22 protein-coding genes are annotated in these 21,485 nt (G+C 63.5%); 11 read left to right on the forward strand and 11 right to left on the reverse strand.

Features of this window, described 5'->3' with window-relative positions:
- A complete protein-coding gene (locus tag P8T11_RS05305) occupies positions 1-930 on the reverse strand; it encodes a Ku protein (protein ID WP_268077917.1) in 930 nt (309 codons plus the stop codon).
- Between the two features lie 407 nt (positions 931-1,337).
- Here P8T11_RS05305 and P8T11_RS05310 point away from each other — a divergent pair, with 407 nt between their 5' ends.
- From P8T11_RS05310 to P8T11_RS05320, 3 genes are read left to right on the forward strand one after another with little or no spacing between them, the layout of a single operon-like run.
- The gene (locus P8T11_RS05310) at positions 1,338-2,633 is read left to right on the forward strand and encodes an APC family permease (protein ID WP_268082444.1); all 1,296 of its coding nucleotides are present in this window, start codon (positions 1,338-1,340) and stop codon (positions 2,631-2,633) included.
- 26 nt (positions 2,634-2,659) lie between these two features.
- Entirely contained in the window at positions 2,660-3,538 is an 879-nt protein-coding gene (locus P8T11_RS05315) for an SAM-dependent methyltransferase (protein ID WP_326494489.1), read from the forward strand.
- 56 nt (positions 3,539-3,594) lie between these two features.
- Positions 3,595-4,059: an Rrf2 family transcriptional regulator gene (locus P8T11_RS05320; protein ID WP_268077916.1), complete on the forward strand. Its 465-nt coding sequence runs from the start codon at positions 3,595-3,597 to the stop codon at positions 4,057-4,059.
- Positions 4,060-4,116: 57 nt separating this feature from the next.
- On the opposite strand, the gene P8T11_RS05325 is transcribed toward P8T11_RS05320, so the two are convergent.
- The 5 genes from P8T11_RS05325 to ydiK all read right to left on the reverse strand — a co-directional run bounded on the left by P8T11_RS05325 (position 4,117) and on the right by ydiK (position 9,284).
- On the reverse strand, positions 4,117-5,424 hold the full coding sequence (locus tag P8T11_RS05325; protein ID WP_268077915.1) for a type II toxin-antitoxin system HipA family toxin: 1,308 nt from the start codon (positions 5,422-5,424) through the stop codon (positions 4,117-4,119).
- 12 nt (positions 5,425-5,436) lie between these two features.
- Entirely contained in the window at positions 5,437-5,781 is a 345-nt protein-coding gene (locus tag P8T11_RS05330) for a helix-turn-helix transcriptional regulator (protein ID WP_268077914.1), read from the reverse strand.
- Between the two features lie 137 nt (positions 5,782-5,918).
- The gene (locus tag P8T11_RS05335) at positions 5,919-6,857 is read right to left on the reverse strand and encodes a S66 peptidase family protein (RefSeq protein ID WP_268082442.1); all 939 of its coding nucleotides are present in this window, start codon (positions 6,855-6,857) and stop codon (positions 5,919-5,921) included.
- A 394-nt stretch (positions 6,858-7,251) separates the two neighbouring features.
- Positions 7,252-7,977, reverse strand: a complete 726-nt coding sequence (locus P8T11_RS05340; protein WP_268077913.1) for an RNA pseudouridine synthase — start codon at positions 7,975-7,977, stop codon at positions 7,252-7,254.
- Positions 7,978-8,123: 146 nt separating this feature from the next.
- The gene (gene ydiK / locus P8T11_RS05345) at positions 8,124-9,284 is read right to left on the reverse strand and encodes an AI-2E family transporter YdiK (protein ID WP_268077912.1); all 1,161 of its coding nucleotides are present in this window, start codon (positions 9,282-9,284) and stop codon (positions 8,124-8,126) included.
- Between the two features lie 275 nt (positions 9,285-9,559).
- Between ydiK and P8T11_RS05350 the strand changes: the two genes are divergently transcribed.
- Positions 9,560-9,745, forward strand: coding sequence for a hypothetical protein (locus P8T11_RS05350; RefSeq protein WP_268077911.1), 186 nt, complete (start codon positions 9,560-9,562; stop codon positions 9,743-9,745).
- 83 nt (positions 9,746-9,828) lie between these two features.
- Here the strand turns inward: P8T11_RS05350 and P8T11_RS05355 are convergent, their stop codons facing one another.
- Entirely contained in the window at positions 9,829-10,869 is a 1,041-nt protein-coding gene (locus tag P8T11_RS05355; RefSeq protein ID WP_268077910.1) for a DNA-binding protein, read from the reverse strand.
- Positions 10,870-11,110: 241 nt separating this feature from the next.
- On the opposite strand from P8T11_RS05355, the gene P8T11_RS05360 reads away from it, so the two are divergent.
- The 3 genes from P8T11_RS05360 to P8T11_RS05370 all read left to right on the forward strand — a co-directional run bounded on the left by P8T11_RS05360 (position 11,111) and on the right by P8T11_RS05370 (position 15,240).
- The gene (locus tag P8T11_RS05360; protein WP_268077909.1) at positions 11,111-12,190 is read left to right on the forward strand and encodes a site-specific integrase; all 1,080 of its coding nucleotides are present in this window, start codon (positions 11,111-11,113) and stop codon (positions 12,188-12,190) included.
- Positions 12,191-12,286: 96 nt separating this feature from the next.
- Positions 12,287-13,840, forward strand: a complete 1,554-nt coding sequence (locus P8T11_RS05365) for a sensor domain-containing diguanylate cyclase (RefSeq protein WP_268077908.1) — start codon at positions 12,287-12,289, stop codon at positions 13,838-13,840.
- A gap of 362 nt (positions 13,841-14,202) precedes the next feature.
- Complete coding sequence (locus tag P8T11_RS05370) at positions 14,203-15,240, forward strand: porin (protein WP_268077907.1); 1,038 nt, start codon at positions 14,203-14,205, stop codon at positions 15,238-15,240.
- 47 nt (positions 15,241-15,287) lie between these two features.
- Here P8T11_RS05370 and P8T11_RS05375 read toward each other — a convergent pair whose 3' ends face one another.
- Together P8T11_RS05375 and P8T11_RS05380 are read right to left on the reverse strand one after the other, a co-directional pair.
- A complete protein-coding gene (locus P8T11_RS05375) occupies positions 15,288-15,920 on the reverse strand; it encodes a transferase (RefSeq protein WP_268077906.1) in 633 nt (210 codons plus the stop codon).
- 424 nt (positions 15,921-16,344) lie between these two features.
- The gene (locus tag P8T11_RS05380; protein ID WP_268077905.1) at positions 16,345-16,497 is read right to left on the reverse strand and encodes a hypothetical protein; all 153 of its coding nucleotides are present in this window, start codon (positions 16,495-16,497) and stop codon (positions 16,345-16,347) included.
- A gap of 283 nt (positions 16,498-16,780) precedes the next feature.
- Here P8T11_RS05380 and P8T11_RS05385 point away from each other — a divergent pair, with 283 nt between their 5' ends.
- Entirely contained in the window at positions 16,781-17,359 is a 579-nt protein-coding gene (locus P8T11_RS05385) for a TetR/AcrR family transcriptional regulator (RefSeq protein ID WP_268077904.1), read from the forward strand.
- A gap of 28 nt (positions 17,360-17,387) precedes the next feature.
- Entirely contained in the window at positions 17,388-17,867 is a 480-nt protein-coding gene (locus tag P8T11_RS05390; RefSeq protein ID WP_268077903.1) for a nuclear transport factor 2 family protein, read from the forward strand.
- 77 nt (positions 17,868-17,944) lie between these two features.
- On the opposite strand, the gene P8T11_RS05395 is transcribed toward P8T11_RS05390, so the two are convergent.
- Entirely contained in the window at positions 17,945-18,430 is a 486-nt protein-coding gene (locus P8T11_RS05395; protein ID WP_268077902.1) for a MarR family winged helix-turn-helix transcriptional regulator, read from the reverse strand.
- 88 nt (positions 18,431-18,518) lie between these two features.
- Here P8T11_RS05395 and P8T11_RS05400 point away from each other — a divergent pair, with 88 nt between their 5' ends.
- Complete coding sequence (locus P8T11_RS05400; protein WP_268077901.1) at positions 18,519-19,712, forward strand: MFS transporter; 1,194 nt, start codon at positions 18,519-18,521, stop codon at positions 19,710-19,712.
- A 66-nt stretch (positions 19,713-19,778) separates the two neighbouring features.
- On the opposite strand, the gene P8T11_RS05405 is transcribed toward P8T11_RS05400, so the two are convergent.
- Positions 19,779-20,099: a SelT/SelW/SelH family protein gene (locus P8T11_RS05405; RefSeq protein ID WP_100855779.1), complete on the reverse strand. Its 321-nt coding sequence runs from the start codon at positions 20,097-20,099 to the stop codon at positions 19,779-19,781.
- A gap of 114 nt (positions 20,100-20,213) precedes the next feature.
- On the opposite strand from P8T11_RS05405, the gene P8T11_RS05410 reads away from it, so the two are divergent.
- On the forward strand, positions 20,214-21,410 hold the full coding sequence (locus P8T11_RS05410; protein ID WP_268077900.1) for a multidrug effflux MFS transporter: 1,197 nt from the start codon (positions 20,214-20,216) through the stop codon (positions 21,408-21,410).
- Positions 21,411-21,485 lie beyond the last annotated feature (75 nt).

The raw sequence follows: 21,485 nt of genomic DNA on the forward strand, positions 1-21,485 counted from the left end.
TCACGCCGCCTTGCGCGAGTTGGACGAGGTTTTCGTGGTCTTCGTTGTCTTCTTAGTGCTCTTCGCGGATTTCTTCGCGGCCGTCTTGGTGGACGCCCGCTTCTTCGCGGCGGCCGGCGGTTGCTTGGCCGTCTTGCCCCCCTTCAAGCTACGTTGCAGCAATTCCGTCAGGTCGATCACGTTGTCGGCGTACTCGGGCGCCTCTTCCTGCGGCTCGACCACGGTTTCCGTCTTGCCGGCCTTCACCTTGCGGGCCACCAGGTCCATCACGGCGGCCTTGAACTCGTCCTTGAATTCCTCGGGGTCCCACTTGGCGGACATGTCTTCAACCAGCATCTTGGCCATTTTCAATTCGCTGGCGCTGGGCGCCATGTCCTTGGCGCCGACCTTGGGCAGATCCAGCCCTTCCAACGACTTGACGTCGTCGCCCCATCGCATCAGGTTCAGCACCAGCACGTCGCCCGACGGAATCAACGCTGCCAGATGCTGCTTGGTCTGGATCACCACCTTGGCGATGCCGATCTTGCCGGTCTTGGCCAGCGTGTCGCGCAATAAGGCGTACACCTTTTGGCCCTTGTTGATGGGCGCCACGTAGTACGGACGTTCAAGGTAGACAAAAGAGACATCGCCGGCATCCACAAACTGCTGTATCTCTATGGTTTGCGTGGTGCGGGGATAGGCGTCGGCGATTTCTTCCGGGGAAATGATCACGTACTGGCCGTCTTCGTATTCGACGCCTTTGACGATGTTGTCCTTGTTGATTTCCTTGCCTGTGCGCTTGTTGATGCGCTTGTACCCCACCGGGTCCATCGAGCGTTTGTCCAGCCAGTCGAAGTCCACGCCGGAGTCCGTGGTTGCCGTATGCAGGCCGACCGGTATATGGACGAGGCCAAACGAAATTGCCCCTTTCCAGATGGTTCTTGTTGCCATGATCCGCTCCTCTCAGTCGGTGCTGAATTCAGCAAATTGCGTTCCCGCTTGAATTCAATGCCGTTCGGAATGCGAAATTTGAGCTAAGAAATTACTTTAACTATTTTGCTTTAACGATGAATAAATATTGTTATTTATCATTGAATTAAGTTTATTTCTGCATGTGGTTTCCACATGAATTTTCAGCATTGATCGGCCTCTTGTTCCTTTTGAAAGGGAAAACCCGCAGAAACTTTTTCAATTGAGAGTCGGTCGCAATTCGTTCAGTTGCATGTCAGGCGGGCCCGCTCGTGGCCTATCTCCCCTTTCCGAGAGTTCCGATGATGCCGTCACGCACGCGCGCCGCCGCGCCACCGCCTTCCTTTTCTCACACTCCGGAAAAGGCCGCGTCAACCGGCCTGTCCGTGATGGACGCCACCGTGGTGCTGGTGGGCGTGGTCATCGGCATCGGCATCTTTGGCTTTCCGCCGCTGGTTGCCCAGCACGCCGCGTCCGAGGCCATGTATATCGCGCTGTGGTGCGCGGGCGGCTTCGTGATGTTGGTGGGGGCGTTGTGCTACGCGGAACTGGGCTCGGCCTACCCCGGCGCGGGGGGCGAATACCTGTACCTGACCCGCGCCTGGGGCGCGCGCGTGGGCTTGTTGTTTGCCTGGGCGCGTTGCACGGTGATCCAGACCGGCGCCATTGCGGTGGTGGCATACATCTACGGCGACTACGCGCAGCGCCTGCTGCCACTGGGCACGTACGGTCCCGCCTTGCATGCGGCGATTTCGGTGGCGGCGCTGACGGGGCTGAACGTCGTGGGGACGCGCCATTCCAAGCGGCTGCAATGGGTCTTTACGCTGCTGACGCTAGTGGCCTTGGGGGCGGTGCTGCTAGCCAGCCTGTCGGGTGCGGGCGGCGGCGGACTCGAACCCGTGGCGCCCACGCCGCTTGCCGGCAACCCAGCCGGGCTGATGGGCATGGGCATGGTGTTTGTTCTGCTGACCTACGGCGGGTGGAACGAAGCCGCGTATCTCAGCGGTGAACTGCGCGAACCCGGACGCAACATGAGCCGGGTACTGCTGATCGGCACGGCGGTCGTGACCGGCGCCTATCTGCTGACGAACCTTGCCTTGCTGGAGATTTTCGGGCTGCAAGGCCTGCGTGACACCCCGGCGCTGGGCGCCGACGTCATGCAATTGGCCGCCGGCCCCTACGCGGCCGCCCTGCTCAGCCTGATGATTTGCGGCACGGCGCTCAGCACCATCAACGGCACCATCATTACCGGCGCCCGCGTGTACTACGCGCTCGGGCGCGACGTGCCCAAGCTGCGCGCCCTGTCGGGCTGGAGCGCGCGCAATGAAACCCCCGTGGCCGCGCTGTTGGTCCAGGGCGCCATCACGCTGGCCCTGGTCGGGCTGGGCGCCTTCAGCCAGAACAGCGTGCAAACGCTGGTGGCCTACACCGCGCCGGTGTTCTGGATTTTCATGCTGTTGGTGGCGGCTTCCGTCTGGCGCCTGCGGCAGTTGGACCCTGATCGCCCCAGGCCGTTTCGTGTGCCGTTCTACCCCCTGCCGCCGTTGTTGCTGGGCCTGACCTGCGCGGGCCTGGTCTATTCCAGCGCCGTGTATGCGGGGGCTGGCGCGTTGATCGGGCTGGCGGTGCTGGCGGCCGGCGTACCGATGTTGCGATTGCTGAAACCCGCCCGATTGCCAGATTGACTTTGTTCGACCCACAAGGAGCCATCATGCAAGCCTCGACTCAGCCTCTAGATTTCCGCCCCCAAGTCTGCCGCGGCCTGCCCCGGGCCCGTTTCATCGCTGTCGCCACGGCAATGGCGCTATCCCTGGCAGTGGCGGGCGTGGCCACGGCGCAGACCGCAGCCATGTCCAGTGCAAGCACAGCCCAGGACGAATACAAGCCAGACGTGGGCCAGGCCGGCAAGGACGTCATCTGGGTGCCCACGCCGCAAACGCTGGTCGACAAGATGTTGGACATGGCCAAGGTGACCCCGCAGGACCGCTTGATGGACCTGGGCTCCGGTGATGGCCGCACGGTCATCACCGCCGCGCAACGCGGGCTGACGGCGCAAGGCATTGAATACAACCCGGACATGGTGGAGCTGTCGCGCCGCAATGCCCAAAGCGCGGGTGTGGCCGACCGTGCCACCTTCGTGGCGGCGGACCTTTTCCAGACGGACCTGACCAAGGCCGACGTCATCACGATGTTCCTCTTGTCCACCATCAACGAAAAGCTGCGCCCCACCCTGTTGCAGTTGAAGCCCGGCACGCGGGTGGTGTCCAACACCTTCCGCATGGGCGATTGGGAACCGGATGCGTCCGAAACCGTCACCAAGGACTGCTCTACCTACTGCACCGCGCTGCTGTGGATCGTGCCGGCCAAAGTGGAAGGCAAATGGGAAGTGGACGGCCAGACGCTGCAACTGAAGCAGCAGTACCAGATGCTATCCGGCAAGTTCGGGTCAACCGACATCTCGGACGCGCGCATGAACGGCACCACCATCGCGTTCACCGCCAACGGCGTGCGCTACACGGGCGAAGTGAACGGCAAGACCATGAGCGGCACCGCCGCCGGCAAGGGCAAGTGGACAGCCAGGCGGGTGTAGCGGCCCGGGGCAGTCAGGTTTGACCGGGCTGCTTCTCATGCAATAGCATGCGTTGCATGAGAAGAGACAGCAAACTTTCCGGCGTGCTTCACGTACTGCTACACATGGCCGAAGCGCCCGGCCCCATGACGTCCGAAGACCTAGGTCGGGTCATGCAGACCAACCCGGTCGTCATCCGGCGCATCATGGCGGGTTTGCGCGACCAACAACTGGTCAGCTCTGAAAAAGGCCATGGCGGCGGCTGGACCCTGTCTTGCGACTTCAACGCCGTGACCCTGCGTGACATCTACGAAGCGCTGGGTTCGCCGGAAATCTTCGCCATGGGCAACCGCAGCGAATCGCCCGGCTGTCTGGTGGAAGCCGCCGTGAACAAGGCGCTGGACGGCGCTTTCGAAGACGCCGAAGCCTTGTTGATGGCGCGCTTTGAGGGCGTTACCTTGGCGGCGCTGAGCAAGGACTTCCACGAAGCCATGGTCAAACAGGGACGCCGGATTGATCTGGGTGCCGTACACGAGCATTGACGGCGCGAATGAAGGCAATGCAGGCTATGCAGGGAATGCCGGTTCAGCGAGGCGCAATCAGGCCGGAACCCGCCACGCCGCCAGCGTCGATTCCACCAAAGCAATCTCGTCCTTGTCCATGCCGGCGGCCGCGTAATACCGGTGGCGCCGGGCCACGACGCTGCGCACCGCGTCCACGATCGAGCGCGCGGCCGCCTCGGATCGCAGCCCAAAGCGCCGGTACTCCGTCAGGCAATTCTCGAATGTACTGTCGCGCCCGGCCGTGCCGATATGCAGGTAATGGCGGGCGGAGCCTTCCTGTGTCACCACGTCAAACAGCGGCGCCAACCGATAGGTATGGGCACCCTCGTCCTTCAGGAATCCCACGTTTTTCAGGTGGTCGTCGGTGTTATGGACGGCCACGTTCAGGACCATGCGCGCGTATAGCTCTTTTAGGTCTTGCACCGGGTTTGATGAAATGCGGCGCGTCACGTCGGCCAGGCGTGCATAGGAATACGTGGCCTTGCCCTGCCGGCCGTCCAGGTCGCGCTTGCCGATCTGCACCGATGGGCTGATCAACGACGCGCCGCTTAGAAAATGGCGGCGCGCCACTACCGGGGCGGCGCCTTCGGGCACCGGCAGCAGTTCCCGGTCAAAGCGGTGGGTCAGCAGCACCGCTCCCAAGTGCGTTTCGGTCAGCCGGATGTCGGGCACGGTCAGCCCGACGGCGCGCGCCATCCGCAAGTTGGCGAACTCCACGCGCTGCCGGTCATAGGAATCGCCTTGCCGAGGAAACTTGGCAATCCACATTTCGCCCTGTTCGTCGCGCACGATGGTCTTGGGGCGCGCGCCGCCGATATCCCACGAGCTGCCCAGGATGTCGCGATACAGCCCCTTGGGCTTGACGCCCTGGTCGATGTCGGTCAGCAGATCGGCCAAGGATTCCAGTTGGCTGACTTCGGGCAGCCGATAGGTCTTGCGCATGTTGGGCGTCAGCAGGCGCGCGCTGAAAAACAGCGCACCCACGCCCATGCCCCGGCCGCGTAGCAGTACTTCGTCTTCCGTGACGCGCGCGCCCGCCTTGTCCACCCGCATGACGTTGCGCCCCCAGGCGTCGGGCGCCGCATCGAAGATGGCGCCCAGCGTTTCGTAGCGGCTTTCGGTGCGAAACGTGGTGGCGGCGTCGACCAGGGGCAGGTTCAGCGGGTCCAGCGCGAAGGCGCGCGGGTCGCGCACGTAGGACTGCACGTAGGTGAATTCTGCGAAAAAGCGGGTTTCGTCGGAGTCGTCCAGCGTCAACACGCCGGCCAAGACCGCCTCGCCACGGATGTCGACGTAGACGAACAGTTCGCTTTCAACGGATTTGTGCTTGCGGGCGCGCGCCATGCCGACCCTGGCCTAGAGCTTGGAAGGATCGGCGCGGTGCGCATGCAAGGCGGCGCTGCTGCCTCGGCTGGGTCGGCGCAAGGCATCCAGCCGCTTGCCCACGCCGTCTACTTCGGGGTCGCCCAGGGCAAATACCTGATCGGCATAGCCGTATTGCAGCAAGGCTTCGATCGCCAAGGCCAGCGATACGCCGCCGTCGCCCCGCTCCAGCCGTGCGATGGTGGCGCGTGAAACGCCCATGCGGCTGGCCAGCACGCTTTCGGATTCGGCGCGGCGCAAGCGGGCCGTGCGTAGGTTGGCGCCAAGGCGAACCAGCGCTTCGGCAGCGTCAAAACTGGGTTCGAGCTTCTTTTTCATGCCGCAATAATAGATCTGACACGGCAGAAATGCACGATTAATAGATCACGGCGTCTTTGGTATGTGATTCATTAATGAATCATTAATAAAATTTATGAATTATTAATGAGTCAAATACGCCATTCTGGCAATAGTGCTTAAACCACCACTGCCTGATCCAGCCGCAAGCCGCCACGCGCGGTATCCAAGGTGACTTGAGCGCCCAGCGGCAGCGTTAAATTCGGGTCGCCGTGGCCGCTAGGAAAGCCAGCCAGTATTGGGATGCCGCGCGCCCGGAACTGGTCAAGTATCAGCGGGTACAGCAGGCCTTGCGCTTCGGCGTCGTCCATCTGTCCGCGCAGCCGGGTGAAATTGCCCACCAGCAAACCGCGCACGCCGTCGAACTTGCCGACAGCCGCCAATTGGCCCAACAGGCGGTCCACGCGGGGGATCGCTTCGTTCACGTCTTCGATGAACAGAATGGCGTCGCGTGTGTCGATGTCGTTGCGCGTGCCGGTCATGGCGGCGATCAGCGCCAGATTGCCGCCCACCAGCCGCCCGCTGGCCACACCCGGCACCAATTCGGTGGCCAGGGCGTCTGGCGGGGGCGCGATCCAGGCGCCCGGCCCCATCTGGCCGCTGACCATCGCCAGCACGCTGGATTCCGTGGGTTCGCGCTTGCCGGCCAGCAGGTCCTGCGCCAGCATCGGCCCGTGAAAGGTCACGAAGCCCACATGCCGCTGCATGGCCAGGTGCAGGGCCGTAATGTCGCTATATCCGATAAAAGGTTTGGGGTGCCGACGCAATAGCCCGACATCCAGTTGATCCAGCAAGCGCCACGACCCGAAGCCGCCTTGCAGGCACCACACCGCCCCCACGTCGGGGTCGGCGAAAGCGGCGTGCAGGTCGGCCAGGCGGTCGCCGTCGCTGCCGGCCAGGTAGTCATACGGTGGGTTCAGGCGGGTGCGGCTGGCGGGCATGACCTGGGCGACGTAGCCCCGGGCCTCCAGCCACTCTGCCGCGTCGTCGCTGGCGTTGAGCGCGGCGGAAGCCGGCGCCACAATCGCAATTCTTGCGCCGGGCCGCAAGGCAGGCACTGGCGCGGCCCCGATGCCGTTGGGCGGCGGGGGCGGCGTGGGTTTTTGGGCGCGGCCAGAAGCGGTCCCGACAGGCGTGCCTGGGCGGCCGCCCGGCGACCGACTGGCGCAACCGCCCAGCGCCAAGGCGGACAGGCACAACGCCCCGCCCTGCTTCAGAAAACTTCTGCGGCGGTTCGGGGCGTGCAAGACAAGGTGGGAAGGCTGGGGCATGGCTGCGAGTGGAAAGGCAGGTCGGAGTGCCGGTCGGGTTGCCGGTCGTAATGCTGGTCGTAATGCCGGTCGGGTTGCAGGTCAGGTCGCTGGTCGGGTTGCAAATCCGGTTGCTGGCCGGTTGCAAGTTGAACTGCTGGCCGATCAGTCCAGCAAAACGGGAGCTTGAATCCTCCGGAGCCTAAAACCGCTCGTAGTCCAGCCGGTAACGCCATTGGCCCGCGGCCAAGCCCGCCATGGGTAGCCGCCCGATACGGATGCGGCGCAAGGCCTGAAGTTGCAGCCCCGCGGTGTCGCACACGTATTCAATGAAACCGGGCAGCGGCGTCTTCAGTGCAAACCGCAGATGGGTTTCGTTCTGCCAACTGACCTTCATGGGAGTGGCGGCGCGGCCCTCAAAGGCCATGCCGCGCTGCAGGCGCGCCAAATCACCGTCGCTCAGCTTGCCGGTGACCTGCGCCACGTACTCTTGCTCAACTAGCTTGCCCTCTTCCATCAGTTTGCGCGAAATGGCGAATTCTTGCGTGTACACGACCAAGCCGCTGGCCGCGCGCTCAAGCGGGGTGACCAGCTTCAGGCCGTTGAACATGCGCTTCAGATAGCGCCGCCCGGAACGGTCGCCGGGCATCAGGTTCTTGGGAATGATCAGGTCCAGCGCCGATCCCGGTTCGTTGTCGGCGTAGGTGCCCGCGGGCTTGTGCACCAGCACCGTCACGGGTTTGATGTCTTCCAGCTTTGCGCCGGGCAGCAGCGCAACGGTCTGGCCGGGGTGGACCCGCGCGCCAGGTTCTTCCACCGTTTTGCCGTCCACGGCGACCCATCCGCCTTCTATATAGCGTTCGGCGTCGCCGCGCGAGCAAGACAGATCCGCGGCCAAGCGCTTGGCCAGGCGTGTGCTTTCGCTCATTGGGCCTCCGCCTGCTCGACGGGCGTTGCCGGGGAAAATTGATAGTCGGGCGCGCTGTTCATCAGCGCAATCGGATGCATCGTCATGGGGAATTGCCGGGGTGTTGCAAAAAAAGCGGGCTGTGCGCCCGCGGTATCAGGCAGATGTTACGCCTTTTCGATTGTGGACCCCGGCGGCGCCGCGATCGGCGCGTCGATGGTGGACGCAATCGGCGCGTCGAGGGGCTCGTCGGGAATTTCCGCTGTTGCCGCCGGTGGCGGCACCTCGTCGATCCAGGCTTTCAGCAAGGTTGAGGTCACGGCCAGGATGACCGGGCCGATAAACAGGCCGACGATACCGAAGGCGACCAGGCCGCCCAGCACGCCCGACAAAATCAGCAGCAGCGACAGATTCACGCCGCGCTTGATCAGCAGGGGGCGCAGCAGGTTGTCCAGCGTGGCGACGATCAACGCCCAGACCAGCAACACAATGGCTGCCAGCTTCATGTCGTTCTGAAATAGCCAGATCACGCCACCCAGCATCGGCAGGAACGGCCCCAGTTGCGCCAGGCACAGCATCACCATCAAAGCCGTCAAAATGCCGGCGGCCGGCACCCCTGCAATCCACAAGCCCACGCCGCCCAACACGGACTGCACCACCGCCGTCACCACGATGCCCAGCGCCACGGCGCGTACGGCGGCACCCGCCAGCCGGACAGCGGCCACACCGCGCTCTCCGGCCAGCCGGTTTGAAAAGCGCTTCACGAAGTTGGCCGCGGCGTCGCCCTGGCTGTAAAGAATGCCGGAGATGATGATGGTGACCAGCATGTGCATGACGAACACGCCCACGATGGCGGCATGGCTCAGCAACCAGCGGGCGGCCATGGTCAGGTAGGGTTCCAGCCGCGCCAGCAGCCCGCCCGCGCCCGCATCCGACAGCGTCTGCCATTCCTCCGCCACGCGCGGGCCGGCGACGGGAATGCTGCTGATCCAGCGCGGTGGCGCCAGCAAGGTGTAGTCAGGCAGGCTCTTGACCGCCGCCATGATCGCCCCGCTATGCAGCGCCAGGGTCGAGATCACCTGATACAGCGGCAAGACAATCACGAACAGCAGAATCAGCAACATGATGCTGGTGGCGGCCCAGCGGCGCCCGCCGCAGCGCCGCTGCACGGCCCGCATCACGGGCCAGGTCGCCACCACGATGGTCGTTGCCCAGATCAGCCCCGGCAGAAAGGGGCGCAGCACGTACAGGCTGCCGACCATCAGCGCGAAAAGAATGACGACCAGAAGCAGAATGCGGGCCAGATCAACCGTGGGACGTGGATTCATCTGCTGCTCCCGGCAAGGCAAGGCGCCCTGCATGATGGCGCATCGCGACCGACAGGGGCGGTTGCCCGTCTAGGCGTCGTGGATGCGATCAATTCGAAATTTATACGAAATTTGCTGGGACTTATAGGCATACGCATCGGCTGTCTCGCGATACCTCTCGCTGTTTGGGTACACGGCTTGCTCACGCAGCGGATGCCGCCGGACTTGGGTGGCGATGGGCGCCGGGTTCCCTGGCGGCCACACCCGCGCGGCGGCATCTCTTTTGGAGGTATGCCATGAGGCTCCTGACCCTAGCCAGCGTAATGCTGACCTTTGCACTGGCCGGCTGCACCGCGCCCAGTTCCTATAGTTCAACCAGCGCGACCGCGCCGTCCACGTCACACGACCAGACCAATTACCATTCGGACGACTTCGGCGAGCCCAACAACACGCCGTTCCAAGGCCATTACCCGGGGCATTGAAAAAACGGCTCTTTCGGCGGCTCGACGTTGTTGAGCGATCCTGCGGCTCTGCCCCCTCACCCCTGCCGCGCTACGGCGCTACCCTACGCCGTCGGCGGGCTGGGGGGGGCAGCCTGCGCCGCCGCCATCAAATGCCGTGTCAGCGTGGCGAGTTGCTCGTCCTTTTGCTGCAATTGCGCCAGCAACTTGGACGACTGCGTGTCGGCCGCGGCCAAGCGGGCCAACAGCGCCTGCTCGTTTCCGCGCGCCGCCGCCAGCGCGCTTTGCGCTGACGCCAACGCCTCTTGCGAGGCGCTGAGCGCGGCGTTGTGTCGTGTTTGGGCTGCTTGGCCATCCGCTCGCGCGGCCTGCGCAGCCGCATCGGCGTCGCGCCTGGCATCCTGCGCCTGAGCCAGCGCTGCCTGGTGTTGGCTTATTTGCTTCTGGCTTGCCGCTTGGGCCTCATCCAGCCGCGCTTGCAGCTTTTTGGCGGTGCCGCGCTCGGCGTCCAATTCGTTCAACCACCGGCGTTCGTGTGCGGCATGCCGGGATTCCAAGGCCTCCAGCGCTTGCGCGTGCAGGCCGCGCATTTTCTCGGCTTCGGTCAGCAAGGCTTGCACGGCGCTTTGCGCGTCTTCCAGTTGCCCCCGGCTTTGCTTCAGTTGCTCGTCACGCTGACGCAATTGCCGTTCCGCTGCTTGCAGGCGGTCTTCGGTGGCGGCCAATTGCGCCGTGGCGACCCGCAGGCCTTCTTGCAGGTCCTGTTCGCGGTTCAGCAACTGGATTTCGCGTTGCTGAAGCTGTTCTGCTTGTGCGGCCAACCGTTCGCCCTCTTCCGCCAATTCTTCCCAGCGTTTCCGGTAGTCCTCTGCCTGCCGGGCGCGAGCTTCGGCCAACGCCGCTTCCCAAAAATGCGTAGCGGCTTGGGTGACCGGGTCGGGAATGGCGGCCGGCGCGGCGAACGCGCCGGGATCCTTGATGCGCGCGCCTAACGCTCGGAACCACGTTTCCAGGTGCGGGCTGACTGTGTTGGGTGATCCGCGGCCAATCTTCTGCCGTACCCGCTCAATGGTGGGGCGCGCGCCTTCCATCAGTAGAGCGTCGGCGGCGGTCCAGACGTCGTTTTCGGTAATTCCCGTGGCCATCGCCGGCTTCCTCTACAAGGTTGATGAAGGCTGAATACAATGCAGAACTAGTCACGATAATGGAACCTTATCGTGATTTAATTTGTATATCTGTTAGATATCATACAGCATACATACTAATATGTATGAAATAGGCAGTAGGATCTGTCTGCGACCCGTTTCTTGCCGATCTGTCCCAAATCACCGAGTTCTATCTCGTGCCGACCTCTCTCCCGCGCTTCCCAAGCAAGGCCCTGCCCTGATGCCATTGACATTGCTGGCCACGCTGCCACTTCTGGACCCGAATGCCCTGGACACACAGGCCGACGCCGCCGTGCGCGGGCTGATGCGCGAAGGCAGTTCCGCCAACACTGCGGCCAGCTACCGCGCGGCCATCCGCTATTGGACGGCCTGGTTCGAACTGCGCTACGGCCAGCGCTTCGCCCTGCCCTTGCCCGAGGCCGCCGTCATCCAGTTCGTGGTCGACCATGCCCAGCGCACAACCGATCAAGGCCTGAAATGGGAGCTCCCGCTGGCGCTGGACCAGGAACTGGTCCGCCTGAAGGCCAAGGGCCGCTTGGGGCCACCCAGCCTGAATACGTTGCTGCAACGCTTGTCCGTCCTGTCCAAAGCGCACGAGCTCCACGGCTACCCCAACCCTTGCCGCGCGGCGCCGGTGAGAGAACTCTTGGCCAAGACACGCCGCGCCTACGCTCGGCGCGGCATGGCGCCCGCCAAGAAGGAAGCGCTGACCCGCGAGCCCCTGCAGGCCATGCTGGCCACCTGTGACGGCTCGCTGCGTGGCATCCGCGACCGCGCGTTGCTGCTGTTCGCCTGGGCCAGCGGCGGCCGCCGCCGCTCCGAGGTGGTGTGCGCGACGCTTGAAAACACCCGCCGCACGGCCGAAGGCTTTCTGTACACGCTGACGCAATCCAAGACGAATCAGGCCGGCGCCCAACGTCCCGGCGACCAAAAGCCCATCGTGGGGACGGCGGCCCAGGCGCTGGAGGCCTGGCTGGCGGCCAGCGGTATCCGTCAGGGCCCGATTTTTCGCCGCGTGCGGCGCGGCGATGTGGTGGGCGAGCCGCTGGCCGCCGCCGCGGTGCGCGCCATCGTATTGGAGCGCTGCAAATTGGCGGGCCTGGAGGGCGAGTTTTCGGCACACAGCCTGCGCTCTGGCTTTGTCACGGAAGCCGGCCGCCAGAACGTGCCCTTGGGCGACACCATGGCCATGACCGGGCACGCCAGCGTGGCCACGGTCATGGGTTACTTCCGCGCAGGGGCGGCCGCGCAGTCGCCGGCCGCCCATCTGCTGGACGAACCGGAACCCCCTGCCCTATAGATAGACGCCGCGTTTGCCGTTAATCTCGCGTCGCGATGCCGACTGCGCCGCACCCTTTCCCGATAGCCGCCCGTCCTGAGTCCGTCCTGATCCTCTATGCGCATCAATCTACGCGGGCTAGTGCTTGCGCTCACTGTCCTTAGCGCCATCGCCGCCACGGCCAACGCGCTCTACGCCAGCTACCTGGTGCAACGCGACCAGCTCATCGCCAACACACTGGAATCCAACCGCGTATACGCGGCCAAGCTGGCGGAAAGCACCACGCATTTCCTGAAGTCGGCGCAACAGCAACTGGCGTACAGCGCCCGCCACCTGGCGAGCCAGGTCGACGCGCCCGACGTACTGGCCGGTGAAGTGGCGCGCCTGCGGGAACAGGCGAACAACTTCAACTCGGTAGGCGTGATCAGCGCGAACGGCGTCATCCTGGCCACCTCGCAAACCTTCAGCAGCTTCGTTGGCACCCGGGTGGACAGCGCAGGCAGCCGCGCGGCGCTGCGCGCGCGCCAGCCCTTGATCAGCAAGCCATATGTGTCGATGGCGGGCAACATGCTCATCAACCTGTCACACCCGATCTACTCGAACGACGGCCGCTATCTGGGCTATATCGCCGGCACCATCTATTTGCGCGGCGGCAGCAGCGCGCTGCGGGAATTGCTGGGCAAGCACCCCTATCAGGATGGTTCTTACCTGTATGTGGTCGACGGCGACGGCCAATTGATTTATCACATGCAAGCCGAGCGCGTCGGCGAAAACATCAAGGCCAATCCGGTGGTGGCGGCCGTTATCCGCGGCGAGTCGGGTGCACGGCGCGTGCTCAACACCCAGGGCGTGGACATGCTGGCGGGTTACGCGGCCGAGCCGCTAAGCGGTTGGGGCATCATCGCGCAGCGGCCGGCGGAAGTCACTCTGGAGCCGATCCACGAACTGATCTGGGCGCTGATCGGCTACGCGGCGCCGTTGGCACTGGCGTTTCTCTTGGCCATCTGGTGGTGCGCCCGCCTGATCTCCCTGCCCTTGTCACAACTCGCCACCAACGTTGAACACCAGGATGTGGCCGTTGCCATGCAGCGGGTGCAGTCGGTCAAGGCGTGGTACTTCGAGGCCGAACGCTTGAAGCGCGCGGTGATGAACAGCATCTCCAGCCTGCAGGACAAGATCGGCAAGCTCAACCAGGCCAGCATGACCGACCCCTTGACGGGCCTGCGCAATCGACGCGGCACGCAGGACGCGGTGCAGCAATGGCAAACCGGCGGTACGCCCTTCGCGGTGGTGGCGCTGGACATCGACCACTTCAAGCGCGTGAATGACACCCACGGGCATCCGAAGGGCGATGAGGTGATTCGGGGCATGGCCGAGTTGATGCAGGAATGCTCGCGCCCGTCCGATGTACTTTGCCGAAGCGGCGGCGAAGAATTCCTGATGCTTCTGCCCAACGTCGGCATGAAGGAAGCTGCCCGCGTTGCCGAACGATTGCGTCTGCATACCGCCGGCAGGCCGCTACATGGGGTGCCTGGCATCACCGTGTCGGCGGGCGTCGCGCAGTGGCCCTCTTGCGGCGCCGATATTGAGCAGGTGTTCCAGGCGGCCGATGCGGCCCTGTATGCCGCGAAGGCGCAAGGTCGCAATCAGGTGGTGGTGCATACGGCATAGCCCACCAGGACTGCCGCCGAATCGCTATCAGACCGGCCAGGTCGCTCCCGCGGGGTTAATCCGTCCTATAGGGGCGGATTAACGCTGGACTGGTACTTACCACCATTCATATTCGTAGTCGTCTTATTTGAATAGCCCGCGACTCTCACCATAATGCGCCATGTTGATTGCGATGTTAATTATTAATCGCTGACGGGCTGGCCGCTTCTTTCTTTTTCATTCTCTCTTTCTTTTCTTCCGCTCTTCCCTCCGCGCGCCACCCGAGCTACTTCCCGCCGTTTCCACGTCCTTTGCGACCCGCCTTCTGGCTGGCCGCCGGGGACCCTTTTGTCCAACGCAGCACAACCTTTAATGGGGTACTCATGAAAGCAGCAAGCATCAAGCGCGGTGCGCTGGCCATCGCCTTGGCCGCCTTGTCCGGCGGCGCCGTCCACGCAGCCACCGCCACCACCAGCGTCACGCTGTATGGCGTCATCGACATGGGGCTGGGCTTTGAACGGCGGCATCACGACGCGGACGAATCGTCCCGCTCGCAGGTGGGACTACGCGATGGCACGATGTCGGGCTCCCGCTGGGGCTTGCGGGGTGTCGAAGATCTGGGCAGCGGCTACAGCGTGGTGTTCCGCCTGGAAAGCGGCTTTCACCCGCAAAACGGCAAGCAGGGCCAGGGCCGGCTGTTCGGGCGGTGGGCCTATCTTGGGCTGGTGGGAGACTTTGGTGAATTGCGCGCCGGGCGCCAGCAGGTGCTGAGCGATAGCTGGGGCGGCGACGCTTCGCCTTTCGGCACGTCGTGGGACGGCGCGTCTGCCTCCGTCACGTCGGGCTATAACGATGGCGACTTCGGCCATGGCGGCCGCGTCAACAATGCCTTGATCTACCGCACGCCGGTCTGGAACGGATGGCAGGCGGGGCTGGGCTACAGCTTCGAGGCCCACGACAACGATCAGTTCGCCACAGCCGACCACGACCGTGTCTGGACGGCGGGCCTGCGCTACCGCGCCGGGCCGATTTCCACCGCGTTGACCTACGAGCGCTTGAACCCGGATGCCAGCGTGCCGGGCAAGCTGAATTCCCGCAACGTGCAACTGGCGGCGGCCTATGATTTTGAATGGATGAAACTGCATGCGGGATACGGCAACCTGCGCAATCCCAACGTGGGGCCATCGGCCGGCATCCGGCGCGTGAACTCTTACGTGGGCGGCGTCAGCGTGCCGCTAAGCGGCAACAGCAAGGTGCTGGCCGCCTACCAGCGCGCCACCAGTTCGCACATCAAGGGATGGGGCCTGGGCTATGAATATGACCTGTCCAAGCGCACCAACTTCTACGCACTGCTTGATCGCGTAGACCACAGCCAATGGCATACGCTGCAATCCGTGGTGGGCATGCGCCACCACTTTTAAGCCCCCCGCCCCGGCTGCCATGGCGGCCGGGGCGCTTCGCCCTGCCTCTACACCAGCATGGGCCAATAGGTAGGCGCCAGGCATAACCACATCTCGGCGCTCATGGTGCCTGGCTTGCGCTTGGGCAAACCCGTGCGGCGCTTTAGCGTATCGCCCCGGCATGCAAAAACGATGCTGTGCGCGCAAGACGTGTCGCTTACTTCAATGACCGAGCCCGAAAACTGCTTTTTTATTCGACGCAGATAGGTGCTGAATTGAAAGTTCGACGCATGGAAGTTGCACACCATCATGCCGTCCGGCGCCAGGGCATTGAAGCAACTGTCATAGAACGCTTCGCTTGCCAACTGCTCGGGCAGGCCGTTGATGTCGTAGCCGTCAACCAGCACCGCGTCGTAGTGGTCTTGGTACTGTTTGATCAGCACCGCGCCGTCGCCTTGCAGCACTTGAAAACGGTGGTCGTCCCGTGGCACATGGAAGGAATCGCGCAACGCAATGACGTGGGGATTGATCTCGTAAACGTCGATGCTTGTGGAGGGCAGATGCTGGTAGCAGAATTTGGCCAGCGATCCCCCACCCAAGCCCACCATGGCGATGCGCCGTGGATTCGGGTTGAACATCAGAAACGCCATCATGATGCGGGTGTATTCCAGATTGAGCGCCGATGGGTCTTTCGTCCACATGCGGCTCTGGATTTCAGAATGAGAGAACATCAACGACCGAGACGTCGTCGTGGCGTACACGAAAGGCCTAACTTGTTGATTGTTTGCTATGTTTTCAGGCATTCCAAAGGCTCACTGGCTAAAGCATGGCGATGCGTGCAGCGTTGTGCGAATCAACGCGCACGCGTTTCAGCACATATGAGTTGCAGCACACTCGCCCATGCAAAAACGCCGCTGGCGCGGCGAGGCGCCAGCGGACGGGTCAGGCAGATCAGGGGAAAAAGCGGATTGGCGGGCTACATGTTGAAACGGCGCACACAAGGCGCGCCGTTCGGGTAGCTAAGAAGCAGTGCCGGGCGATTCCGGACACTGCCAGCAGCGTGATTTACGCCCGCGAATGCGAGGCAGCCACCGGGACTACTGCACCAGGGCTATTGGACTTGGTCTATTTGGATGACCGTGATTTGTCGCTGTCTTTCGAAGCGTCGGAATCTGCTGCAACGGCATCCATTTCAGAGTCCTGGTTCGCTTCAGGAGCCTTCCAGTCAAGAGGCGGAACTTCAAAGCGCCACTTTTTACCAACCAGTTGATGCGACATAAGCGTTCTCCTATGCGTGGTGCGTGGCAACCCCCGCCAAAGCGATGCACCGCCGGGTTCAAGCGTGCCAGAAATGCCCGATAGGTTGCGGGGGGCAGGCATTTCAGGAAGTCAGACGGCGGGCCAAATAATTGTTTTAATTTTGCCGTCAATTGAAAGATCTTAGCATATTTATGACTGAAAAAGCAAGCAGATGCTTGGTTGGCGGGCTAGTTGCTTGACGACGGGAGAACGATCATTCTATGATCCGTTCATCTTATGTAGAACGATCATTCTCTCTCCCATGAACTCCTTCACGATTGACTCTCTGAGCAGCACGCAGGAGCGCCTGCTTCGGGCCACCGAACATCTTATCTATCAAGGCGGCATCCATGCCACGGGCATGGACCTGATTGTGAAGACCTCGGGCGTGGCGCGTAAGAGCCTGTACAAGCACTATCCCAACAAAGACGCGCTGGTGGCTGCTGCGCTACAAGCACGCGACGAGCGTTGGATGCAGTGGTTCATCGTCGCCACCACTCAGGCCGCAACGCCGCGCGAACGCTTGCTGTCCATCTTCGACGCCTTGCAGGAATGGTTTGAGTCGGACGGTTTTCGTGGGTGCGCCTTCATCAACGCGGCAGGCGAGATCAGCGACCCGGCCAACCCCATTCGTGAAGTGTCGCGACTGCACAAGACCCGTTTGCTGGAACACGTATTGCGCTTGGCGCAAGACGCCAAGCTGCCCGACCCCGGCGAGGCCGCGCGCCAATTGCTGGTGCTGATCGACGGCGCCATCGCCGTGGCGCTGGTCACGGGCGATGTGTCCATCACCGCCAGCGCGCAACGCGCCGCCGCCGCGCTCTTTGCGGCCGGCAAATGACCTTTTCCCCACCCACAAGGCCCCTACGATGACCTCGCAATCTGAAACCCGCCCCCCGTTGCCGCCCTTTACCCACCAGAGCGCGGTGCAGAAAGTACGCCTTGCCGAAGACGGCTGGAACAGCCGCGATCCGGACAAGGTGGCGCTGGCCTACAGTCTGGATACGCAGTGGCGCAACCGCGCGGAATTCGTCAAGAACCGTGACGAAGCGCGCGCGTTCCTGGCGCGCAAATGGGCCAAGGAACTGGACTACCGGCTGATCAAGGAACTCTGGGCATACACCGACAACCGCATCGCCGTGCGCTATGCCTACGAGTGGCATGACGATTCCGGCAACTGGTTCCGCTCCTATGGCAACGAAAACTGGGAATTCAGCGAAGACGGCTTGATGGTCAATCGCTACGCCTGCATCAACGATCTGCCCATCAAAGAGGTCGACCGCAAGTTCCGCTGGCCGCTGGGCCGCCGCCCGGACGACCACCCGGGCTTGTCGGAACTGGGCCTTTGAAGCCTGGCCGGTAGTAGCTGGCCTATGAACCCTTGGCCTATGAACTGCTCCTTCATGAACCGTTCGCGCTGACCCCGCTATTCATAGGCCTTCAACAACTTGCCGAGCAAGCGGCTCAACTGCTCTTGCTCGGACGCGGTCAACGGCGACAGCACTTCCGCTTGATTGCGCAGGTGCGCCACCACCGCCTCGTCAATCAGCTTGATGCCCGCTTTGGTCAGCATCACGAGCGTGGCGCGGCCGTCATCGGGGTTGGGCGTTCGCACCACCCACCCCGCTTTTTCCAGGCGATCGATCCGATTGGTCATGCTGCCCGACGAAATCATGGCGTCTTCATACAGCGCCGTGGGCGTCAGCGCATAGGGCTTGCCGCTGCGGCGCAGGGTGGCCAGCACATCGAATTCGCCAGGTTGCAGGCCGAACTCTGCAAAAAGCGGGTTGATCCGGTCGCGAGTGATCACCAGCGCGCATTCGCCCAAACGCCCCAGCACGCGCATCGTTGATACGTCCAGCTCGGGGCGTTCGCGGTTCCATTGCGCTACGGCACGACTTGCTCTATCCACGGGGATCTCCTCCATTTATCTTGACGTCAAGATAAAATCCAAATATCTTGACGCCAAGATAGTTTACCGGAACGCATCGCACGCTGCGATGCGTTCCGGCTTTGGAGCCACCGTGTCACCTACTTATTTGAACGCCTGGCGCATCGCCGCCATCATCCTGGTGGGGCTGAACCTGCGCCCTGTTCTGGCGTCCGTTCCCCCTTTGCTGGACGTATTGCAGGCCGCCACCCGTATGTCCGATATGGCCGCCGGCCTGTTGACCGCCCTGCCCGTTTTCGTGATGGGCCTGGGCGCCTTGAGCGTGGCGCCGCTGCGTCGATTGGCCAGTGAACAACACGGCATTGCGGCGGGCGTGGCGCTGATCATGGCGGCCACGGCAAGCCGCCTGTGGGCAGGCAACGCCAGCCTGATGCTGCTGACGGGCGTCATCGCGGGACTGGGCATCGCCGTCACGCAAGCCCTGCTGCCCCTCTACATCAAGACGCGGTTCTCGTCGGGCGTCAGCGCCATCATGGGCCTCTATTCGACCGCGATCATGGGCGGTGCGGCCGTAGCCAGCGTGGCGTCGCCCGTGATCGCGCAGCACGCGGGATGGCCTGACGCGTTGGCGGCCTGGGCCTTGCCCGCGGGCGTGGCGTTGCTGTGCTGGTGGTTGGTGAACCGGGGTGGCGCAACGCGAGCAACCGGGGCAACGATGCCACGCGCCCTGTCCACCCCGCGTGCTCGGCGCTGGCTGCTGGCGGCGTTCTTTGGCTTGGGTACGGGTGCCTACACGCTGGTGCTGGCCTGGCTTCCGCCCTATTACACGGCGCTGGGCTGGACGCCGGTGGCGTCCGGGCAATTGTTGGGCGCGGTCACGGTGGCCGAGATTGCGGCGGGGCTGTTGGTGTCCTTGGCCATTGGCCGCTTGCCCGACCGCCGGCCCGCGCTGTTCACCGCGATAGGCGCGCTGGTGCTGGGCCTGCTTGGCTTGATCGCCGCGCCCGCCACGCTGGCCTGGCCCGCCGCCGTGCTGGCCGGACTGGGCATCGGCGCCTTGTTCCCGCTGTCCTTGATTGTGACGATGGACCATGCGGCAACGCCCATAGAGGCTGGCCGTCTGGCCGCGTTCGTGCAGGGTGTGGGCTATCTGATCGCGGCGCTTTTCCCGTTTGCCGCCGGCTTGATCCGACAGCACATGGCCGACTTGACGCCAGCCTGGATGTTGATGGCGGCGCTATGCGTGGTGTTGTTTGTGATGGCGGCTCGATTCCGCCCGGCGTCGAACGCCACGAAGGGGTGATGGGTAGATGGCGCGGCGAGTTCCGCGCCAGCGCTCACCCGCCTGCACTTACCCGTCAATGCTCGCTCAGGCCTCTGGCGCGGCCAGCGGTCCGGCGGTATGACCGTCGATGTGGCCCAACGGCCGGCCGGGATCCAGGCGGTCGCGCACGCGCTGTTTCAGGACTTTGGCTTCCGGAAAACCGCCATCGCTCTTGCGGTCCCAGATCAGATCGCCGTTGTAGGTAATCTGGAAAATGCCGCCCGTGCCGGGCTGCAACACCACTTCGCCCAGGTCGGTGGAGAACGTGGACAGCAGCTCTTGCGCCATCCATCCGGCGCGCAGCAACCACTGGCATTGCGTGCAGTAGAGGATGACGATGCGGGGTCGAAAGGCCGGTGTATTCATGGGGAAATATTTTACTGCGCGTGTCGGTTCCGTCATCGGTTCACCGCTTGCCCGCCCAGGCATTCGTGGATAATGTCGGGTTTTCCCGGATGCGAATCGCACCCCAAGCCTGCCATGACGTCTGCTGCTTCCACCCCTGGCCAACGCTGGCTGATCGGTCTCTTGATGGGGCTGGTCACGCTCACGCCAATGGGTATCGACATCTACCTGCCATCGCTGCCCGCCATGGCGGCCGGGTTTGGCGAGCCGGTCAGCGCGCTGCAGGCCAGCATCACGCTGTTCATCTTCGCCGTGGGCCTGGGCCAGATGTTGATCGGCCCCTTGGCGGATCGCTACGGACGCCGGCCAGTTGCCTTGGGCGGAGCAATAGCCTATTTGATCGGCTCGGCCTTGGGCGCGACCGCGTCCACGCTTGAGGTGTTTTACGTAGCCCGTGTCATTCAAGGCTTGGGCGCGTGCTCGGCGTCGCTGGTGGCATTTGCCGCCGTGCGTGACAAGTTCAGCCCGGCCGTGGGCGCGCGCGTCTACAGCTATTTGAACGGCGCCTTGTGCTCCGTGCCGGCGTTGGCGCCCATGCTGGGTGGCGCGCTGGCGGTGCATGCGGGCTGGCGCAGCACCTTCGTCTTCATGGTGTTGTTCGCGTTCGCCTTGATGGTGCTGTTGGCGCGGCGTTTCCAGGAAACGCGCGCCGCACCCACCTCGCCGCGCGGTCCGCTCTACAGTCTGCCTCGGTATCTGCCCATCATCGCCAGCGGCCGGTTTTTGTACTTTGCCCTGTTCGGCATGGCGGGCATGGCGATGATTCTGGTCTTCGTGTCGGCCGCGCCCGTGGTGCTGGTGCAGCAACTGGGCTATTCCGAGCTGGGCTTTTCGGCTTGGTTTGGCGGCAACGCCGCGATCAACATTGCGGCCTTTTTTCTGGCGCCTGCCTTCATCGCCCGGTTTGGACGGCACACGATGGTGCGGGTGGGCATGGTCGCGCTGCTGCTGGCGTCGGCCATGCATGCCGCCGCGTGGTGGTGGCTACCGCTGTCGGCCTGGGTGTTCATGCTGCCTGTCGCGGTGCTGACCGTGGGGTTTTCCTTGGCCCTGGGCTCGGGCCTGAGCCTGGCGCTGGAGCCTTTCGCCGACCGCGCGGGCACGGCCGCCGCTGTGTACGGCTTGTTCCAGATGAGCGGTTCGGCGGTCGTCGCCACCGTGTTGCTGGACAGCGGCATGGCGCCGCAAGCCGCGATGGCGTTGATCGGCCTGCTGATTGTTGCGCCGCTCTTGTGCCTGTCGCCCGGCATGGCGCGGCGCCTGATGGGCTGAATGCGGGGGGCTGAATGCGGCGGGTTGAACGCGCCCGATCGGCTTGCGCTAGTATCCAGAAAACACTTATTCCTG

The organism is Achromobacter spanius (genome assembly GCF_029637605.1).
Taxonomy (GTDB): domain Bacteria; phylum Pseudomonadota; class Gammaproteobacteria; order Burkholderiales; family Burkholderiaceae_B; genus Achromobacter; species Achromobacter spanius_E.

What these genes read in the sequence shown, in the direction of transcription:
- P8T11_RS05305 (WP_268077917.1), bottom strand. Translation starts at nt 930, where the DNA reads ATGGCAACAAGAACCATCTGGAAAGGGGCAATTTCGTTTGGCCTCGTC.
- P8T11_RS05310 (WP_268082444.1), top strand. Translation starts at nt 1,338, where the DNA reads ATGGACGCCACCGTGGTGCTGGTGGGCGTGGTCATCGGCATCGGCATC.
- P8T11_RS05315 (WP_326494489.1), top strand. Translation starts at nt 2,660, where the DNA reads ATGCAAGCCTCGACTCAGCCTCTAGATTTCCGCCCCCAAGTCTGCCGC.
- P8T11_RS05320 (WP_268077916.1), top strand. Translation starts at nt 3,595, where the DNA reads ATGAGAAGAGACAGCAAACTTTCCGGCGTGCTTCACGTACTGCTACAC.
- P8T11_RS05325 (WP_268077915.1), bottom strand. Translation starts at nt 5,424, where the DNA reads ATGGCGCGCGCCCGCAAGCACAAATCCGTTGAAAGCGAACTGTTCGTC.
- P8T11_RS05330 (WP_268077914.1), bottom strand. Translation starts at nt 5,781, where the DNA reads ATGAAAAAGAAGCTCGAACCCAGTTTTGACGCTGCCGAAGCGCTGGTT.
- P8T11_RS05340 (WP_268077913.1), bottom strand. Translation starts at nt 7,977, where the DNA reads ATGAGCGAAAGCACACGCCTGGCCAAGCGCTTGGCCGCGGATCTGTCT.
- ydiK (WP_268077912.1), bottom strand. Translation starts at nt 9,284, where the DNA reads ATGAATCCACGTCCCACGGTTGATCTGGCCCGCATTCTGCTTCTGGTC.
- P8T11_RS05350 (WP_268077911.1), top strand. Translation starts at nt 9,560, where the DNA reads ATGAGGCTCCTGACCCTAGCCAGCGTAATGCTGACCTTTGCACTGGCC.
- P8T11_RS05355 (WP_268077910.1), bottom strand. Translation starts at nt 10,869, where the DNA reads ATGGCCACGGGAATTACCGAAAACGACGTCTGGACCGCCGCCGACGCT.
- P8T11_RS05360 (WP_268077909.1), top strand. Translation starts at nt 11,111, where the DNA reads ATGCCATTGACATTGCTGGCCACGCTGCCACTTCTGGACCCGAATGCC.
- P8T11_RS05365 (WP_268077908.1), top strand. Translation starts at nt 12,287, where the DNA reads ATGCGCATCAATCTACGCGGGCTAGTGCTTGCGCTCACTGTCCTTAGC.
- P8T11_RS05370 (WP_268077907.1), top strand. Translation starts at nt 14,203, where the DNA reads ATGAAAGCAGCAAGCATCAAGCGCGGTGCGCTGGCCATCGCCTTGGCC.
- P8T11_RS05375 (WP_268077906.1), bottom strand. Translation starts at nt 15,920, where the DNA reads ATGTGGACGAAAGACCCATCGGCGCTCAATCTGGAATACACCCGCATC.
- P8T11_RS05380 (WP_268077905.1), bottom strand. Translation starts at nt 16,497, where the DNA reads ATGTCGCATCAACTGGTTGGTAAAAAGTGGCGCTTTGAAGTTCCGCCT.
- P8T11_RS05385 (WP_268077904.1), top strand. Translation starts at nt 16,781, where the DNA reads ATGAACTCCTTCACGATTGACTCTCTGAGCAGCACGCAGGAGCGCCTG.
- P8T11_RS05390 (WP_268077903.1), top strand. Translation starts at nt 17,388, where the DNA reads ATGACCTCGCAATCTGAAACCCGCCCCCCGTTGCCGCCCTTTACCCAC.
- P8T11_RS05400 (WP_268077901.1), top strand. Translation starts at nt 18,519, where the DNA reads ATGCGTTCCGGCTTTGGAGCCACCGTGTCACCTACTTATTTGAACGCC.
- P8T11_RS05405 (WP_100855779.1), bottom strand. Translation starts at nt 20,099, where the DNA reads ATGAATACACCGGCCTTTCGACCCCGCATCGTCATCCTCTACTGCACG.
- P8T11_RS05410 (WP_268077900.1), top strand. Translation starts at nt 20,214, where the DNA reads ATGACGTCTGCTGCTTCCACCCCTGGCCAACGCTGGCTGATCGGTCTC.